Origin of the sequence: Marinobacter denitrificans (genome assembly GCF_008795955.1) — a bacterium.
Taxonomy (GTDB): domain Bacteria; phylum Pseudomonadota; class Gammaproteobacteria; order Pseudomonadales; family Oleiphilaceae; genus Marinobacter; species Marinobacter denitrificans.
Window position 1 is genome coordinate 99,740 of record NZ_VMHN01000010.1, and the last position, 15,928, is coordinate 115,667.

The 15,928-nt window shown below is 56.5% G+C and carries 19 protein-coding genes and 1 pseudogene; 12 read left to right on the plus strand and 8 right to left on the minus strand.

Annotated elements, in window-relative coordinates:
- Positions 1-2: 2 nt before the first annotated feature.
- Positions 3-1,382 carry a CHAD domain-containing protein gene (locus FO268_RS19780; RefSeq protein ID WP_150994988.1) on the plus strand — a complete coding sequence of 460 codons (1,380 nt, stop codon included), beginning with the start codon at positions 3-5 and terminating at the stop codon, positions 1,380-1,382.
- A complete protein-coding gene (locus FO268_RS19785) occupies positions 1,363-1,716 on the plus strand; it encodes a thiol-disulfide oxidoreductase DCC family protein (RefSeq protein WP_191967005.1) in 354 nt (117 codons plus the stop codon). Before FO268_RS19780 ends, FO268_RS19785 begins: the two co-directional genes overlap by 20 nt.
- A 7-nt stretch (positions 1,717-1,723) precedes the next feature.
- On the opposite strand, the gene rarD is transcribed toward FO268_RS19785, so the two are convergent.
- Entirely contained in the window at positions 1,724-2,614 is an 891-nt protein-coding gene (rarD, locus tag FO268_RS19790; RefSeq protein WP_150994990.1) for an EamA family transporter RarD, read from the minus strand.
- Positions 2,615-2,717: 103 nt separating this feature from the next.
- Between rarD and FO268_RS19795 the strand changes: the two genes are divergently transcribed.
- Entirely contained in the window at positions 2,718-3,098 is a 381-nt protein-coding gene (locus tag FO268_RS19795; RefSeq protein WP_150994991.1) for a rhodanese-like domain-containing protein, read from the plus strand.
- Positions 3,099-3,107: 9 nt separating this feature from the next.
- Here the strand turns inward: FO268_RS19795 and FO268_RS19800 are convergent, their stop codons facing one another.
- The gene (locus FO268_RS19800) at positions 3,108-3,455 is read right to left on the minus strand and encodes a YchJ family protein (protein ID WP_225316909.1); all 348 of its coding nucleotides are present in this window, start codon (positions 3,453-3,455) and stop codon (positions 3,108-3,110) included.
- 60 nt (positions 3,456-3,515) lie between these two features.
- A pseudogene (locus tag FO268_RS23365) lies at positions 3,516-3,566 on the minus strand (hypothetical protein); the annotation flags it as partial.
- Between the two features lie 101 nt (positions 3,567-3,667).
- Here FO268_RS23365 and FO268_RS19805 point away from each other — a divergent pair.
- Positions 3,668-4,399 (plus strand): sulfite exporter TauE/SafE family protein, encoded by a 732-nt coding sequence (locus FO268_RS19805; protein ID WP_150994993.1) that lies wholly within the window; start codon positions 3,668-3,670, stop codon positions 4,397-4,399.
- Between the two features lie 23 nt (positions 4,400-4,422).
- Here the strand turns inward: FO268_RS19805 and FO268_RS19810 are convergent, their stop codons facing one another.
- Positions 4,423-5,103 carry a hypothetical protein gene (locus FO268_RS19810; RefSeq protein WP_150994994.1) on the minus strand — a complete coding sequence of 227 codons (681 nt, stop codon included), beginning with the start codon at positions 5,101-5,103 and terminating at the stop codon, positions 4,423-4,425.
- Positions 5,104-5,289: 186 nt separating this feature from the next.
- On the opposite strand from FO268_RS19810, the gene FO268_RS19815 reads away from it, so the two are divergent.
- A complete protein-coding gene (locus FO268_RS19815) occupies positions 5,290-6,618 on the plus strand; it encodes an HD-GYP domain-containing protein (RefSeq protein ID WP_150994995.1) in 1,329 nt (442 codons plus the stop codon).
- Here the strand turns inward: FO268_RS19815 and FO268_RS19820 are convergent.
- Together FO268_RS19820 and FO268_RS19825 are read right to left on the minus strand one after the other, a co-directional pair.
- Complete coding sequence (locus FO268_RS19820; RefSeq protein ID WP_150994996.1) at positions 6,602-7,030, minus strand: hotdog fold thioesterase; 429 nt, start codon at positions 7,028-7,030, stop codon at positions 6,602-6,604. The genes FO268_RS19815 and FO268_RS19820 overlap by 17 nt on opposite strands.
- 185 nt (positions 7,031-7,215) lie before the next feature.
- Positions 7,216-7,962, minus strand: a complete 747-nt coding sequence (locus tag FO268_RS19825; RefSeq protein ID WP_150994997.1) for a substrate-binding periplasmic protein — start codon at positions 7,960-7,962, stop codon at positions 7,216-7,218.
- A 238-nt stretch (positions 7,963-8,200) separates the two neighbouring features.
- Here FO268_RS19825 and FO268_RS19830 point away from each other — a divergent pair, with 238 nt between their 5' ends.
- Complete coding sequence (locus FO268_RS19830) at positions 8,201-8,884, plus strand: type 1 glutamine amidotransferase domain-containing protein (protein WP_150994998.1); 684 nt, start codon at positions 8,201-8,203, stop codon at positions 8,882-8,884.
- A 3-nt stretch (positions 8,885-8,887) separates the two neighbouring features.
- Here FO268_RS19830 and FO268_RS19835 read toward each other — a convergent pair whose 3' ends face one another.
- Both FO268_RS19835 and FO268_RS19840 read right to left on the minus strand, forming a co-directional pair.
- Entirely contained in the window at positions 8,888-9,343 is a 456-nt protein-coding gene (locus FO268_RS19835; protein ID WP_150994999.1) for an acyl-CoA thioesterase, read from the minus strand.
- Positions 9,344-9,393: 50 nt separating this feature from the next.
- Positions 9,394-10,506, minus strand: coding sequence for an S-(hydroxymethyl)glutathione dehydrogenase/class III alcohol dehydrogenase (locus FO268_RS19840; RefSeq protein ID WP_150995000.1), 1,113 nt, complete (start codon positions 10,504-10,506; stop codon positions 9,394-9,396).
- Positions 10,507-10,596: 90 nt separating this feature from the next.
- On the opposite strand from FO268_RS19840, the gene FO268_RS19845 reads away from it, so the two are divergent.
- From FO268_RS19845 to FO268_RS19870, 6 genes are all read left to right on the plus strand, one after another.
- Complete coding sequence (locus tag FO268_RS19845; RefSeq protein WP_150995001.1) at positions 10,597-11,184, plus strand: TetR/AcrR family transcriptional regulator; 588 nt, start codon at positions 10,597-10,599, stop codon at positions 11,182-11,184.
- Positions 11,185-11,259: 75 nt separating this feature from the next.
- Positions 11,260-12,381 (plus strand): alkene reductase, encoded by a 1,122-nt coding sequence (locus FO268_RS19850; protein ID WP_150995002.1) that lies wholly within the window; start codon positions 11,260-11,262, stop codon positions 12,379-12,381.
- 31 nt (positions 12,382-12,412) lie between these two features.
- Positions 12,413-13,162: an SDR family oxidoreductase gene (locus FO268_RS19855; RefSeq protein ID WP_150995003.1), complete on the plus strand. Its 750-nt coding sequence runs from the start codon at positions 12,413-12,415 to the stop codon at positions 13,160-13,162.
- A 112-nt stretch (positions 13,163-13,274) separates the two neighbouring features.
- The gene (locus tag FO268_RS19860; protein ID WP_150995004.1) at positions 13,275-14,603 is read left to right on the plus strand and encodes a DASH family cryptochrome; all 1,329 of its coding nucleotides are present in this window, start codon (positions 13,275-13,277) and stop codon (positions 14,601-14,603) included.
- A gap of 30 nt (positions 14,604-14,633) precedes the next feature.
- On the plus strand, positions 14,634-15,113 hold the full coding sequence (locus tag FO268_RS19865; protein WP_150995005.1) for a DUF6231 family protein: 480 nt from the start codon (positions 14,634-14,636) through the stop codon (positions 15,111-15,113).
- A 167-nt stretch (positions 15,114-15,280) separates the two neighbouring features.
- Positions 15,281-15,913, plus strand: a complete 633-nt coding sequence (locus FO268_RS19870) for an Npun_F0296 family exosortase-dependent surface protein (protein WP_150995006.1) — start codon at positions 15,281-15,283, stop codon at positions 15,911-15,913.
- Positions 15,914-15,928 lie beyond the last annotated feature (15 nt).

The window sequence follows — 15,928 nt, forward strand, 5'->3', positions numbered from 1 at the left end:
AGATGAAATACCTGTATCTGATTCGACATGCCAAATCGAGCTGGGCCGATGACAGCCTCGGTGATCGCCAGCGCCCCCTGAACAGCCGGGGGCGAAAACAGCTGGGCCCTATGGGTAAAGCTGTGTGTGCGGCAGGCGTCCTGGACGGCCCGATCTTCTGTAGTAATGCGACCCGGGCGCGGCAGACCCTGGATGGCCTTATACCCGGAGATTTGCGCCAGAACACTTACGTATGCCCTGCGCTCTACACCTTTAACCACAAGGTGCTTATTGACTGGCTACAGGAGCGGCAAGAAGAAGAGAACATCACCCTGATCGGCCACAACCCTGCCCTGGAGGATCTGGCGGGCTACCTGTTGAAACAGGCGCCGGAAAGTTTCCCGACCTGCGGCTTCATGCAGATCGCACTACCGATAAAACACTGGCATAAGCTGGCGCGGAACAAAGGGCGGCTGGAACTGTTCCTTACGCCAAAAGACGTCAGTTATGAGCAATTCAACCGTAAGCGCCTGAAGCTTCCGGACAACGAAGACTCACCCCTGGCCCGACACATTCCCGCCACACTACACCACCAATACCAGCGCATGCGGGATCTCGAAACCGGGGTCATCCGGGGCTTTGATGACGAATTCCTCCACCAGTACCGCATCGCCATCCGGCGTAGCCGCGCCATCGCCGAGTCCGTCAGCGAGACAGGCGGCGACTCCGACCTGCGCAAGGCCACGAAGGCACTGAAAGGGCATGCCCGGGCCACCAGCCAGCTCAGAGACCTGCACGTATTCCTTGCAGACCTCGAGCGATGGCAACTGCAAGAAGATACACAATCAGCGCTGGTCAGCTCTGGTGCCAGAAGCCATTTCGCCAACCTGGCCGACGTTGAGCACCGCGCGCTCGCCAAGCGAATGGCCGGCAAGAAATACCGCAAGGACATGGACACCTGGCACCAGCTCATTACCTCTCGCCATTTTGAGAAAATTACCCGAAAACTGACAACGGTAGACATCTGGAAAGCGCTGAACAAGCGTATAAAGCAATACAACGCGCTCACGCGGCAATTGAGCCAGCAGGCACCAGACGACGACTACCATAGCCTGCGGAAACTGCTGAAACGCATACGCTACCTGGCCGAGCTGGACAAAACTGCGTTCCCGGAAATGCTCAGGCAACTGAAGCATCGCCAGCAACGTTTTGGTGATTTTCAGGATCTGCACGTGCAGATCGACATGCTGACGACCTTTCGCAACGGTATCGCCACCGAACCCGACATGCTTGAGCCCGTAGCAGGACTGAATGACCTGATAGCAGGCCTGGCGGCGGAAAAGGCCAGCATGCGAGATAAAATACTGACCCTTGGAGGTATTGATGGACACCTTGTTCTATGACGGCCAGTGCCCTTTGTGCGCAAAGGAAATCAGTACCCTGAGGAAACTGCAGCGGGGTGACCTTGTGTTCGCCGACATCCACGCCCAGCAGAACCGCAAGGGTATGCTGCCAGATCGGGAAGCGCTGCTACGCCGGTTACACCTGCTGACCGGTGACGGCAACTGGGTGATTGGCCTGCCCGCCAACGTGTGCGCCTGGTCTCACACCCGCCTTGGATTCTTTTTCAAGCCCTTACTCTGGCCGGTCATTTACCCCGTTGCAGAACGCATCTACGAAAGCTGGGCGGACAAACGCTACGAGCGGAAATACGCCTGTGGTACCTGCGAGGTGTAACCGCATTTCATACGGAACGCGCGCGCCCGGTCCAGGCCGACCAGGAGTAAAGCCCCAGCGCTATCCAGATCATCACGAAGCTCAACAGTTTTTCCCCGCTCATGGGCTCGTCAAACACGAACAGCGCGATAAAGAACTGTAGCGTGGGGTTGATGTACATCAGAAAGCCCACCGTAGCCAGGCGCAACCGGCGGGCAGCACCTGCGAAGAGTAGCAGCGGGATAGCCGTGACCCCGCCACTGGAGATCAGCAGTAACGTGATCGTTGAACTGTCGCTGAAATGGGACTGGCCGGCAGAGCTCAACCACGCGAGTGCCAGCAGACTGACAGGCAGTAGCAGCAAAGTTTCCACGAAGAGGCCCGACAGGCCATCCAGCTCTACCTGTTTGCGCAGCAGGCCGTAGGTACCGAAACTGAAGGCCAGCACCAGTGTTATCCAGGGCACCAGGCCCAGCAGGAACAACTGGTACAGAATGGCAATGGTGGCCAGCGCTACGGCCACAACCTGCAAGCGGGAGATGGTCTCTTTCAACACCAACATGCCCAGGGCCACATTCACCAGCGGCGTGAGGAAGTAACCCAGGCTGGCCTGGAGTACGTGGCGGGTTTCCACGGCGTAGATGTACACACCCCAGTTCACCGCAATAAACACCGCACAGCCAAATACGAAACCGAGCTTTTTGGGGCGTGCCAGCGCTACTTTTATCGGCTGCCAGCGCTTGAGAATTGTCACCACTACCGCCAGAAAGACGCAGGACCAGATAACCCGGTGAATAAGCACCTCGTACGACGGCACCCCCGCGAACAGGGCAAAGTACAGAGGGAAGCAACCCCAGATGGTATAGGCGGAAAGGCCGTACAGAACGCCCTTGGTAGCTTCGGGGGTGGCAGTTTTCATAGCTTCCTCATGATCCGGTGCATCAATTTAGCACACTGCTGGTGACGCCTGCCCGCCAAATGCCTTACTCTCGGTGTATTCCTTCTGCGCTTTGGAGAACCCCATGAAAACGGCCCATGACCTGGTTACGCAAGCCAAACAGGATATTCACGAAGTCCCGCTGGACCAGGCGGATGATGCGATCCGGAAAGCGGACATGCTGATCGATGTGAGAGACCCCGACGAATACCGCACCAGCCACATCCCCGGGGCTGTAAATATTTCTCGGGGCATGCTGGAATTCAAGTTCAGCAACGATCCGGCGCTGGGAAGCCGTGATCTCAACATTGTGTGTTACTGCAAAACCTCTGGCCGGGCGGCTCTCAGTGCGAAAGCTTTGCAGGAAATGGGATACCTGCGTGTGACTTCGATTGCCGGTGGATTTGACGCCTGGCAGGAGGCCGGCAAGGAAGTTGCCAAACCTGAGTTGCCTTCTTTCGAGTAACTGCGACTATCAGAGGCAACAGGCCTTGTGCTTTTTACCGCTACCACAGGGACAGCGCTCGTTCCTGCCAGGTTTGAGCACACCTTCGCTGGTATCGCCGCTGACGTAGTACCAGTGCCCGCCCTCCAACCGGAAGCGGGATGTCTCTTCCAGGTAACCCCAGCTGTCACCAACACGATAGATGGCACGAAAATGCACAGTGCCGTCGTTACACGAATGATCCGACGATAATATCTGCAACGCAGTCCATCGGGGTGAGTCTTCCAGGCCCAGGCTTTGTGGGCGGGTACTGCTGTGCCAGGTGGATTGCAGATAGTCGGCCAGTTTCAGCACAAACGCGCTGTAACGGGACCGCATAAGTGCTTCCGGCGTTGGTGCCGGTTTGCCCTCATGGAAACGTCCACAGCAAGCCCTGTAAGATTCCCCACTGCCACACGGACAACGCTCCGGAATAACCTCTGCAACCATATGACAAGCCTCCTGGCCGGGGTAAATGGTTCATTTTAACAGTTTTAGTTGCCCCGCCGCTGTGATATCAACACTCATTCATGTGTTCGAGGAGCCTGATTGTGACGGATCTTTCCCTGCTGCAGATCATCCTCGCTAATCTCGCCCTGCTGGCCGGTTCCTGTCTGCAGGGAGTGGCAGGCTATGGCATCGGAACCCTGGCTGCGCCGCTGCTTTTTCTGATCAGCCCCGTGTTGGTGCCGGCACCGTTAGTCCTTAATGCGTTGGTACTGACGGTTTTCATGGTGATGCGAAACCGGGGCGCTCTGCAGATACGGGAAGTTCGCTTTGCGATCGGTGGAGGGATTGCAGGGATGGTGCTGGCGGGCGTCACCCTGATGCTGATCTCACCCAAGGGCTTCGAGCTGGTGTTCGGCGTGCTGATCCTGCTTGGCGTTTTGCTCAGCGTGGCCGGTTTGCGCCCTGCCCTTAACGCCCGTAACAGCATCCTGGCCGGTGCCGCTTCGACCTATATGGGGACGATAACCGCTGTGGGCGGGCCACCGATCGCGTTGATTTACCAGAATCAGAAAGGCCCGTTGGTGCGGGCGAATATGTCGGCATTCTTTCTGGTGGCCAGCTTTTTCAGTATTGCGGCCCTGGTGGCGTCCGGGTACCTGGGGCAGCAGGAACTGCAACTGTTTGCAGTCACTTTCCCGGGGGTGTTGGTGGGGTTCTGGCTTTCCGGAAAGCTGGTCAATCGCATGCCCTTTGACGGGCTGAGGCCCGTCATTCTTGGCATTGCGGCCCTGGCTGGCGCGGCGGCACTGGTTCGCGGCCTGATGTCGCTGTGATCCAGCGGCTCTATTCATGAGCGCTATTCAGCCCACAAGCGTGCCCGGAAGCGGCTCTGTTTCCACAGTACCGCCACCCAGACCGCATGCAGGTTGATCAGAAGTGCCAGTACCCACTCGAAAGCATCGTCCATCTGGCTATAGATATCGGGCACCACGGCGGTCAGGATAACGGAGAGGATACCTACCGCCAGAGCCAGTTCACATAACCATAACAGGCGTTTACCGCTGCGATGCCATCGCGGATGCTCCGTCAGCGCAGAGCTGATCAGCAACTGCGCAATGTAGGTAAGAGAAAAGTACAGCACCACGCCGATGCGCCGCGTCAGGTTGAAGCCGTCTCCTTCATGCCCGAGAGCCAGGGTATAGGCCGCCAGCGACACACAGGCAACAAAGCCCAGCCAGGGAATCCAGAGACGTCCCCGGGTGGTGGCGCCCAGTTGCGATAGCCAGCGGCCATTCAGGAACCAGAACAGGATGCCGAGAACCGCTGCCGGCAACATGGTGCCCTTGAAGATAAAATAGCTGGTCCCATAGCGGCCGGTACGGCTGATACTGGTACAGCTGTCCCAATAAGGCACACACCAGGAGATGTAACCTTCGAGCACTGATACGGCAAACGTGGTGTGTATGGTTATCAAAGGCGTGAGGGCAGCAGCCAAGGCTATCCACCACATTAGAATGCCGTTTTTCCGGTGATTCATAGCACTCTGCCTCACACCCGCCAAGCCCGACTACAAAGCATCGCTTTTTGTTACAGCATTTGACAATGTTTTAGAAATCAAGCGATACACTGAAGCGGCATTCACTCATACTTTAGTCCTAGTGCTTAAAGTCTGACCAGGGAGCAATTTGGTCAGCATGCCATTCCCGGTTTGAGATGCTGTAGCATGCCCACGGCCCGTCAGGACATCATAGAGACTGAAATCCCTGTATCCCAGCTGCAGATCGGGATGCACGTCGTTCGGCTGGACCGGCCATGGGAAGAAACGGACTTCCTGCTGCAGGGATTTATCCTCCAGAACGACGAAGACGTGCTCGCTGTTCAGCAACAGTGCAAAACGGTCGTTGTCGAAGGGCGGGTGGATGTTATCCCGGAAACCCTGGAGAGATTGCCCGCAAGCCGTAAAACCAGGACAGGGAAGCCCGCCCCGAAAGATACGTCAACGGAGGATTCCTCCTCCATTCCCAAGCGCAAAGTCACCTACATCAACAAGGTAGACGCCAGTCGCGAAATGGCCGCGGCGACGATGAGCTACTCGGATGCCAAGGCCACCGCCAAGAACATCATGTCTAACCTGCGGCTCGGGCGAACACTGGAGATGAACCAGATCCACCAGGTGGTGGATAGCTGTGTCGACAGCGTACTGCGGAATGATAACGCCCTGCTGCTGCTTACCAAAATCAAGAACAAGGACGAATACACTGCAGAACACTGCATCAACGTGTCTATTCTGTCAGCGGCGTTTGGCAAGCACCTGGGGCTTCTGGAAGGAGAGATCCGCACTGTTGCCCTGTGCGGGTTGCTGCATGATGTGGGCAAGATGCGCATTGACGACGAGATCCTGAACAAGCCCGGCGCGCTCACACCGGAAGAATTCGCAGTGATGAAAAACCACACCACCTTCGGGCGTGACGTGCTGGCCGCCCTGCCCCGGCTGGCCTATGCAGCGGTTGACGTGGCCTATTCACATCATGAGCGAATGGATGGCAAGGGCTATCCACGGGGCCTGTCCGGGCATCAGATCCCGTTGTTTGCGAAAATTGTGGGGCTGGTGGATACCTACGATGCCATTACCAGCTCCCGCGTGTACGACAAGGGCCGTGCCTCCATGGAGGCACTGCAGATCATTCACCGGAACAAGGGTGCCCAGTTTGATGCGGGCCTCGCGGTGGAATTTATCCGCATGATCGGCGTCTACCCGCCCGGCTCCATTGTGGAAATGACCAACGGTGAGGTGGGCATTGTGGTGGCCACCCATGCTGCCAGCAAACTCAAACCCAGGGTACTGCTGGTGCGTGACGCCAACAAACACCCGCTGGCCACCTTCCGCGAAGTGGATCTGCTGAAAGAGACCCGGGATAGTGGAGGGCACCCCTACAAAATCGCACGGGAAGTGCCCGATGAAAGCTACGGCATTGTGATGAAAGAGTTCATCGAACAGGGCATCCTCAACCGCAAGGCTCCGGAAGTATCAAGCCTCAGCCCCGGTCAATGACCGCCATGGTAAGCCTTGAAATACAAGTAAGCTTGCCTTCCTCGTTTTCCAGCCGTATTTCCCATACCTGGGTAGTGCCACCAAGGTGAAGGGGACGAGCCGTGCCATAGACCCAGCCTTTGCTGGCTGAGCGAATATGGTTGGCGTTGATATCCAGCCCCACCGCAATCTGGTTTTCCTCACGGAGACAATAGTTGGCCGCCATGCTGCCCAGGGTTTCCGCCAGCACGACCGATGACCCGCCGTGGAGAATGCCGAACGGCTGCACCGTGCGTTCATCCACGGGAATGCGGCCGATGAGATAGTCATCGCCGATTTCCACAAATTCAATGCCCATAGTGGCAACAGCGGTGTTTTTGCTGCCCTCGGCCATTTGTTCAAGGGTAGGAATGCTACGGGTCCAGATTGCCATGGTGGTACTGCCTCCTGAGGTTGGTAATTAAGCATAAAGCGGGTTTGAGTTTATACAGGTAGGCTGCGAACGACTATTGGAATTTTGACGATTTCGTCCTGACAATCAGAGAAACCGCATTGAGGTTCAGCCGATCTCGCCGGCTCCGCCCAGAGGCATAAACCACAGGTCATTCCGGTCCGGTGTCACTTACTGGCGTGGTTCCGATAGCCCGACACGAGCCTGTCGTAGGTGCCATCCCTTCTGAGTTGCTCAAATGTGGCACTTATCTGCTCCCGCCGTGAAAGCACGGGTGAGTTTCTGGAGATGGCAATGTATGAATGCTCACCCGGCACCTGATAGGGTGATTCAGAGGCATCGATGCCCAGTTGGTTTACGGTGTAGCGTCCCACCAGTTCTGGGGCTACCACCACATCGACCCGCCCCATCTCCAGCATCCGCATCAGGTTTTCGTATCGTGCTATCGGCTCTTTGGTGAGCTCCTCGTCTGTATCGAACTTTTCAAAATAACTGGCGCCCGCCAGCACGCCGATTTTCATGCCATACAGGTCTTCGTATTCTGTTACGCGGTTTTCATCACGATGATAGAAGAACAGTTTTCGCTCCGGGGGGAAAACCGGCGCCACGAACGCCATCATTTCCTCCCTTTCCGCCGTCTTCACGGGGCCAAGCATTACATCTATATCGCCATCTTCCATCATTCGTAATATGCGCCGAAATGGCGCCTCAACGTAGCGTACGTTCCAGTCAATCCTGTCCGCAATCTCATTGAAAATATCGACATAAAGGCCGGTCACACCCTCATCGGTGACCACACGGTAAGGTGGGGCGTGGTTAATGCCCACCGTCACGCTCAGGTTATCTTCTGCCGCAGAAACCAGTGGAACTACCAGAAAAAGCCCAAAAAGTAACCGAAAAATAACATGACGCACGAGGGCTTACCCTTCCATGAGATGAATGCAAAACCGCATACCGGAACCCCGGTTCAGTCTTTTGTCCATGATCTCCCAAAGTATAGACAATATACAGTAAGTGACATCCGCAGGATCTGATCACCGCCAATACCCGTAATGACTGCTCGATAACCGTTGATTTCCGACACAGTCGACGCCACAAACAATGTGTAGGCAGTCATAACGAACCCATTAAACGATCAAAAGGACAGATTGCATGAAAGTACTGATGGTTCTTACCTCGCACGATCAGATGGGAGACACCGGGCATAAAACCGGCTTCTGGCTGGAAGAGTTCACAGCTCCTTACTATGTGTTCAAGGACGCCGGTGCCGACATTACCCTCGCCTCGCCGAAAGGTGGTCAGCCACCGGTCGACCCTAACAGCGAGACAGACGATGCATTAACGGAAACCACTCGCCGTTTCCAGGAAGATGCCCATGCCAAGGAATCCCTTGCCAGCACCAAAAAACTGGCCGATGTGGATATGAACGAGTACGACGCCCTCTTCTACCCGGGCGGTCACGGCCCGCTTTGGGATCTGGTGAACAATGAAAAGTCCATGGCCCTGATCAAGACCGCCCATGAGCAGGACAAGGTCATCGGTGCCGTATGCCATGCGCCGGCCGTGTTCAAGAATGTGGAAATCAAGCCGGGGCAGAATATTGTGGGTGGCCGCGAAGTGACCGGCTTCAGCAACAGTGAAGAAGATGCTGTAGGCCTCAGCAGCGTTGTGCCTTTCCTGCTGGAAGACATGCTGAAGGAAAACACCGCCACCTATTCCAAGGGTGACGACTGGGCACCGCACATCGTGGTGGACGGCAAGCTGATCACTGGCCAGAACCCCGCCTCTTCCGAAGGCGCGGCCAAGGCAGTTGTACAGGCACTTCAGGGAAGCTGAACGCTACCCTGAAGGCTGCTGTTCCCCGGCGTGGCTGATGAGCACGCCGGGGGCTCCCACCTCAAGCTTTTCGCGAATGTGCGCCGGTATCGGGGTTTTTGCCATCTCAGAGGGCTGAATCAGTACATAGGTAATATCAGCCCCGGCGACCAGTTGCTCGTCACCGAAGCGGACGAACTCCAGATGCAGGGTGAACGAGGTATTACCCAGTCGCCCTACCCTGGTCCGCGCCTCCAGCACATCATCAAACCGCGCCGGCGCCCGGTAGTTCACCGTCATGCTCACCACCTGGATATCCAGGTCCTGGTCCAGCAGATTCTGGTAGTCCCCGAATAGGGTGCGGATATATTCATTGACGGCAATATCCACGTAGTCTGCGTAGCGGGCGTTGAAGACCACGCTCTGGGCGTCGCATTCGCCGTAGCGGAAACGGAATCGGAAAGAACTCTCTGAGGCCATCAACTGCTCCTAGCCCTACGTCATTAACGCAGGGCTCTGTTCAAATAACGTCAGAAATGAATAACCGTCCGGATACTCTTACCCTCATGCATCAACTCAAACGCCTCGTTGATGTCTTCAAGCGGCATGTTGTGAGTAATGAACACATCCAGAGGAATGTCACCCGTCTTGGCTTTTTCCACGTAGCCCGGCAGCTCGGTACGGCCTTTAACGCCGCCGAAGGCAGACCCCTTCCAGACCCGGCCGGTCACCAGCTGGAACGGGCGGGTGCGGATTTCCTCGCCGGCACCGGCGACCCCGATGATGATCGATTCGCCCCAGCCCTTGTGGCAGCACTCCAGGGCTGAACGCATCACGTCCACGTTGCCGATGCACTCGAAGGAGTAGTCCACGCCGCCGTCGGTCATTTCAATGATGACTTCCTGGATTGGTTTGCCGTAATCCTTCGGATTGACCACGTCTGTGGCACCCAGCTGTTTGGCGATATCAAACTTACCGGGGTTGATGTCAATGGCGATGATGCGGCTGGCCTTGGCCATGGTGGCGCCGATGATGGCGGCCAGGCCGATTCCGCCGAGACCGAAGATGGCCACCGTTGCGCCCTCTTCCACCTTGGCGGTGTTCAGTACCGCACCGATGCCGGTGGTGACGCCACAACCCAGCAGGCACACTTTGTCCAGCGGCGCTTCCTTGGGGATCTTGGCCAGGGACACCTCCGGCAGCACGGTGTACTCAGAGAAGGTCGAACAGCCCATGTAGTGATAGATGGGTTCGCCCTTGTAGGAAAAACGGGAGGTGCCATCCGGCATCACACCCTTGCCCTGGGTTTCACGCACGGAACTGCACAGGTTGGTCTTGCCGGACGTGCAGAACTTGCACTTGCCACACTCGGCTGTGTAGAGGGGAATCACGTGGTCGCCGACTTCCACGGACGTCACGCCCTCGCCGACGGCCTCAACAATGCCGCCGCCTTCATGGCCCAGGATGGCCGGGAAGTTGCCTTCAGAGTCAGCACCTGAAAGGGTGTAGGCATCGGTATGGCAAACGCCAGTGGCAACGATGCGCACCAGCACTTCCCCTTTCTGGGGCGGGGCAACGTCCACTTCCACAATTTCCAGCGGTTTATTGGGGGCAAATGCCACCGCGGCTCGGGATTTGATCACTGGCAGACTCCTTCAAAAAAGATTCGGGATCGAATGTCTCGGGTTATACAGGTTTGACGTATTGTAGACGACCGGTCTAATATCACAACCATGACATCCAACGACACGCGCAACCACATCATCCACACCGGCGCCGACCTGATCGGCCAGAAGGGCTTCGGTGCCACTGGCATCAATGCCGTGCTGACCACGGCCGGTGTCCCCAAGGGGTCGTTCTACCATTACTTTAGCAGCAAGAATGACTTCGGGTTGGCTGTCATCGATACCTTTGCACAGGAATACGACACCAAGCTGGATCAGATCCTTAACAACACCAGCCGCTCCTGTGTCGACCGGCTCCGCGCCTATTTCGACACTGGCCTGGAAACCATGGCCAGCTGCGAATACACCCGTGGATGCTTGATTGGTAACCTGGGGCAGGAACTGGCAGGACAGAACGAAGTTTTCCGCAAACGCCTGGATACCGTTTTCCAGGGGTGGGAAAAGCGTTTCGAACGCTGTATTGAAGAGGCCCGGCAGGCCGGTGATGTCGACGACTCCATCGATCCCGCTGACGTGGCCAGCTTCCTGCTGTCCGGCTGGGAAGGCGCTATTCTCAGGGCCAAGGTTCTGAAATCGACAGAACCCATGGAGCGGTTTGTGCGGGTCTTTTTTCATCAATGCCTGGGTATTCGCTGAACCCACACTTTTTTTCCAAGATGACTAGTAGACTGGTCTAATTAATTCCTATTAATCTCTGACGGAGAATGGCCTATGAACAATGTAAATGACGCACTGTTTCAACCGCACGATCTTGGCACTCTCACACTGCCCAACCGTGTGCTGATGTCACCCCTGACCCGTTCCCGCTCCAGTCAGCCCGGAGACGTACCGAACGACATGAATGCTCAGTACTATCAGCAGCGTGCAAGTGCCGGCCTGATCATCAGCGAGGCCACCCAGGTGTCTCCTCAGGGCAAGGGCTACGCATTCACGCCAGGCATCCACTCGGAAGAGCAGATTGAGGGCTGGCGCAAGGTCACCAGTGCCGTTCATATGGCAGGCGGTCGCATTCATATGCAGCTTTGGCACGTTGGCCGCATTTCCCACACAGCTCTACAGCCCGACGGTAACAAGCCTGTAGCTCCCTCGGCGATCAAACCTGAAGGCGCCAAAACCTTCATCAGCGCCGATTCCGGCATGGTGGACGTCCCTGAACCAAGAGCCCTGGAAACGAACGAGATGGGGGACATTGTGGAGCAGTATCGCCAGGGCGCATTGAACGCCAAAGCGGCCGGGTTTGATGGTGTTGAAGTACACGCTGCCAACGGCTACTTGCTCGACCAGTTTCTCAAGAGTGGCAGCAACCAGCGGAGCGATGAATTCGGCGGTTCCGTTGAGAATCGAATGCGCCTGCCACTGATGGTTATAGAAGCTGTAATCGACGTCTGGGGCAAGGACAACGTCGGTGTTCGGGTCAGCCCGACAGGCAGTTTCAACGCCATGTACGACGAAAATCCTGTAGAAACCTTTGGTGAATTCGCTAAGCGGCTGAATGCGTTGGGCATCAGCTACATCGAGGTCGTGGAAGATTCCTTCCAGGGCAATCATGCGAACGGCCGCCCGGAATCAGTGATCGATGCCATTCAGGCGGGGTTTCACGGTACTTACATCGCCAACGGCGCCTATACCGCTGAAGAAGCCCGCAAGCGCATCGGCAGTGGCCGTTGTGACCTGGTGACCTTTGGCCGTCCATTCATCGCCAATCCCGATTTGCCAGAGCGCTTTCGCCAACATGCAGACCTGAACAAATGGGATGACAGCACCTTTTACGGCGGCGATGAGCGAGGCTATACCGATTATCCAACGCTGAAAGAGCTCGAATTCAGCGCCTGAACAGCACTTTCCCAAGAAAAGGAGTCAAACCATGAGCACTGACAGCGATCCGATCAATAGCAAAGTTGTGATTATTACCGGCGCCAGCAGTGGACTGGGCGAGGCCACTGCTCGTCGCCTTGCAGCCAGGGGGGCCCGGCTGGTACTTGCAGCCCGACGCGAAGACCGCCTTTCCAAACTGGCAGAAGATCTGAAAGCCAAAGGTGCCGAGGTGATCTGGCAGGTCACGGACGTGACCGACCGAAACCAGGTGGAGTCCCTTGCTGCCGCCGCTAAGAAAGCCTTCGGCCGGATTGATGTCCTGGTCAACAACGCCGGCCTGATGCCACTGGCGCCACTGGATGCCCTGAAGGTCGATGAGTGGGATCAGATGGTGGACGTCAACATCAAGGGTGTGATGTATGGCATTGCGGCTGTGCTGCCAACCATGCGGGAACAACACAGCGGGCACGTGATCAACCTGTCATCGGTCGCAGGCCACAAACTGTTTCCGGGCGCTGCGGTCTATTGCGCTACCAAATACGCGGTAAAAGCCCTCTCAGAAGGTCTGCGCATGGAAGCCGGTGACGAGATCCGTAGCACCAATATCTCGCCGGGTGCCGTAGCAACCGAGTTAACCAGCACCATCACCGACCCAGACGCCAAAAAGGCAGCAGACGAGCTCTACGAGGTGGCAATTGATGCCGACGCAGTGGCCCGAGCCATTGTTTATGCCATCGAACAGCCTGCGGACGTGGATATAAACGAAATCATCCTGAGGCCTACCGCTCAGGAGTTGTAAAGCCTGAAATGCCGCAACGCCGCCTTCCCCCTGGCGGAGTTGCGGCAATCTAACACCCCACAAACAACGTAGAACTTCCTGTTTTCCATACTCTACTCAGAGGTTCCGTACTGTGGTCAGCCTTTACTGGTTCACGCGAGATCTGCGCCTGCATGATAACGCAGCCCTGCTGGCCGCCTCAAAGTCGGACATGCTGGTCTGCGTCTACGTTGTTGACTCGCGATGGTTTACCCCTGGCCCGTTCCAATGCAAGACCATGGGCAATCACCGTTGGCGTTTTCTGTGGCAAAGCCTGATGGCCCTTGAACGCAGGCTGAGGTCAATGGGGCAGCGATTGCATATAGCCTTTGGCGACCCTGAAGTGGTCATTCCGGAACTGGTACATAATCATCGGATAGAACGAGTGATACGCTCCCGCCTGCCCGGCACACGGGAAGCCAACCAATGGTGGGCGATCAAGAATAGCCTTCCCGAAACGATGTTCCAACAATTTGAAACCCTGAGCCTGTTCACCGAGAGCTCTCTGCCAATGACGTTGGAGAGTCTGCCAGGCACTTTTTCAGGGTTCCGTAAGCAGGTGGAAACCACTGGCGGGCGCGACTCCGGAAGCTTGCGTATCCGCACTTTGACAGCGCTCCCTCCGGCGCCCGGCTACCCGGAAGACACTCGGGGTAAATGCCCGCCTATTCCCGAGCCTCACCAGCCTGTGTGGTTTACCGGTGGCGAGTCGGCAGGCCTGAAAAGGCTCCACGACTACCTGTTCATCAACCACCACATCGATTCCTACAAACAAACCCGCAACGCGCTGGACGATGCCGAGGCATCTTCCCGCCTGTCGCCCTGGCTGGCCAACGGCTCGCTCTCCGCCCGCGAAGTAGCTGATACCATCAGCGAGTATGAAGAAAAGCACGTCAGGAACGACTCCACTTACTGGCTATGGTTCGAATTGCTATGGCGGGAATACTTCTACTGGTACGCGATGAAGCACGGGGCCAAGCTGTTTCGCCGGGACGGAGTACAGCAGAAAAAACGTTCAGCGTCCTTCTACCCCCATCGCTTCAAAGCCTGGTGTGCTGGCAGCACCGAATACCCTTTGGTAAACGCAGCCATGAACCAGCTTCGGGAAACCGGGTACATTAGCAACCGTAGCCGACAGATTGTCGCCAGCTGCCTGGTAAACGAACTGGAGCTGGACTGGCGTTACGGCGCGGCCTGGTTTGAAGAGCAACTGGTGGATTACGACGTTGCCAGCAATTATGGCAACTGGCAGTACCTCGCTGGTGTTGGCGCGGACCCCAGGGGACCGAGGCACTTCAACCTGGAAAAACAGGCGCGCCAGTTTGACCCGAAGGGTGAGTTTGTAAAGCGCTGGAAAGGGAACGCGACCCAGCCGGTCGGCCTGCACCTGGTTGATGCCGCCGACTGGCCAGTGGGATACTGACGGCTCAACCCTGACAGGACACGCCCGATCATGACTACTCCCCATCAGGCCCTGGCCCGCATTATCGACACCTGCCAACCCACTACGCTGGTGGTCTGTGGCAAGATAGCTGGCCAGGTGGGTGATCACTGGTGCCACCATCATAGCGACTCCGCCATAACAACGCTGGACCCCGAGGCTCCCAACGATGCCTTTCCGCTACCCCGGACTCAGGACCTGGCGCTGATTACCGGCACCCTGGAACACCTGAACCACGAACAGGGTGAAATCCTGCTGGGCCAGCTCCGCAACTATGGAACCCACCAGATCGCCGTAGTAGTGGCAGACAGTCCCGAGTGGGCATTTACTGACTTCATCGCACTGGGTTTCCGCCGCCAGGCCGAAGTGGAGGGCGAGAACGAGTCGCTCACCCTTTACACCTATAACATCGACAGCTACAACCACAAACGCGCATGGAACAACCCGGATAACTGGGCCAACCCTGAGATGTGGGGCAAGGCTTGGTGGTAACACCACCTTAACAGTGTGTCGAATTTATTTACATATTCCGGAGCAGCGCCCAGTTTCAGAAAGATAGCCAACTGAAATAACGAGCTTTTGCCGATATGGCACTCAATCTGCTTACTTTTTATACATGCCGCGTGCATACCCATGAATTGTCAGATTGAGGTAAAACAATGAACAAGTATTCCAGTTCTATTCTTGCTGGTGCAGTTGCACTTGCTTTCTCTGGAGCAGCCAATGCTGCAGTGATTGAAGCCTCTGACGCAGGCGTCATGACTACCGATGTCGCTAACGCGACCGTTATAGACTTTAACGATGGCACCTGCGGACCGGCGAGCTGCTCAGGCCAGTACAGTATTGTAAGTGGCTCCACCGGACAAAATGCTGCGCCTCCAGGAGTTGTGGACAACTACCTGACAGTCCCCAACCCCGATAGCAGTGGCACTGCCAGCGTGAGCCTCGGAACGATATCGAATTACTATGGGCTTTACTGGGGCTCCATTGATACCTATAACAGCATTTCCTTTCTGCTGGATGGTTTGCTCGTAGACAGCTTCACCGGTACCCAGATCGCCGCCGTCATCCCCGGAAGCGCTGACGGCAACCAAAGCTCTGACAGCACCAACCGTTACATCAACTTCTTCTTCGGAAGTGAACTGTTCAACGAAGTGCGTCTGAGCAGCACCAACTACGCCTTCGAGAGCGACAACCATGCCTTTGCCAGAGTACCGGAGCCCGGCACCCTGGCATTGTTCGGACTTGGCCTTGCCGGCCTTGCCTATACGCGTCGCCGTAAATCTGCCTGATCCTGCAGTGAAACC

Coding starts and splice junctions, on each gene's coding strand:
- FO268_RS19780 (WP_150994988.1), top strand. CDS start 3: ATGAAATACCTGTATCTGATTCGACATGCCAAATCGAGCTGGGCCGAT.
- FO268_RS19785 (WP_191967005.1), top strand. CDS start 1,363: ATGGACACCTTGTTCTATGACGGCCAGTGCCCTTTGTGCGCAAAGGAA.
- rarD (WP_150994990.1), bottom strand. CDS start 2,614: ATGAAAACTGCCACCCCCGAAGCTACCAAGGGCGTTCTGTACGGCCTT.
- FO268_RS19795 (WP_150994991.1), top strand. CDS start 2,718: ATGAAAACGGCCCATGACCTGGTTACGCAAGCCAAACAGGATATTCAC.
- FO268_RS19800 (WP_225316909.1), bottom strand. CDS start 3,455: ATGCGGTCCCGTTACAGCGCGTTTGTGCTGAAACTGGCCGACTATCTG.
- FO268_RS19810 (WP_150994994.1), bottom strand. CDS start 5,103: ATGAATCACCGGAAAAACGGCATTCTAATGTGGTGGATAGCCTTGGCT.
- FO268_RS19815 (WP_150994995.1), top strand. CDS start 5,290: ATGCCCACGGCCCGTCAGGACATCATAGAGACTGAAATCCCTGTATCC.
- FO268_RS19820 (WP_150994996.1), bottom strand. CDS start 7,030: ATGGCAATCTGGACCCGTAGCATTCCTACCCTTGAACAAATGGCCGAG.
- FO268_RS19830 (WP_150994998.1), top strand. CDS start 8,201: ATGAAAGTACTGATGGTTCTTACCTCGCACGATCAGATGGGAGACACC.
- FO268_RS19835 (WP_150994999.1), bottom strand. CDS start 9,343: ATGGCCTCAGAGAGTTCTTTCCGATTCCGTTTCCGCTACGGCGAATGC.
- FO268_RS19845 (WP_150995001.1), top strand. CDS start 10,597: ATGACATCCAACGACACGCGCAACCACATCATCCACACCGGCGCCGAC.
- FO268_RS19850 (WP_150995002.1), top strand. CDS start 11,260: ATGAACAATGTAAATGACGCACTGTTTCAACCGCACGATCTTGGCACT.
- FO268_RS19855 (WP_150995003.1), top strand. CDS start 12,413: ATGAGCACTGACAGCGATCCGATCAATAGCAAAGTTGTGATTATTACC.
- FO268_RS19865 (WP_150995005.1), top strand. CDS start 14,634: ATGACTACTCCCCATCAGGCCCTGGCCCGCATTATCGACACCTGCCAA.
- FO268_RS19870 (WP_150995006.1), top strand. CDS start 15,281: ATGAACAAGTATTCCAGTTCTATTCTTGCTGGTGCAGTTGCACTTGCT.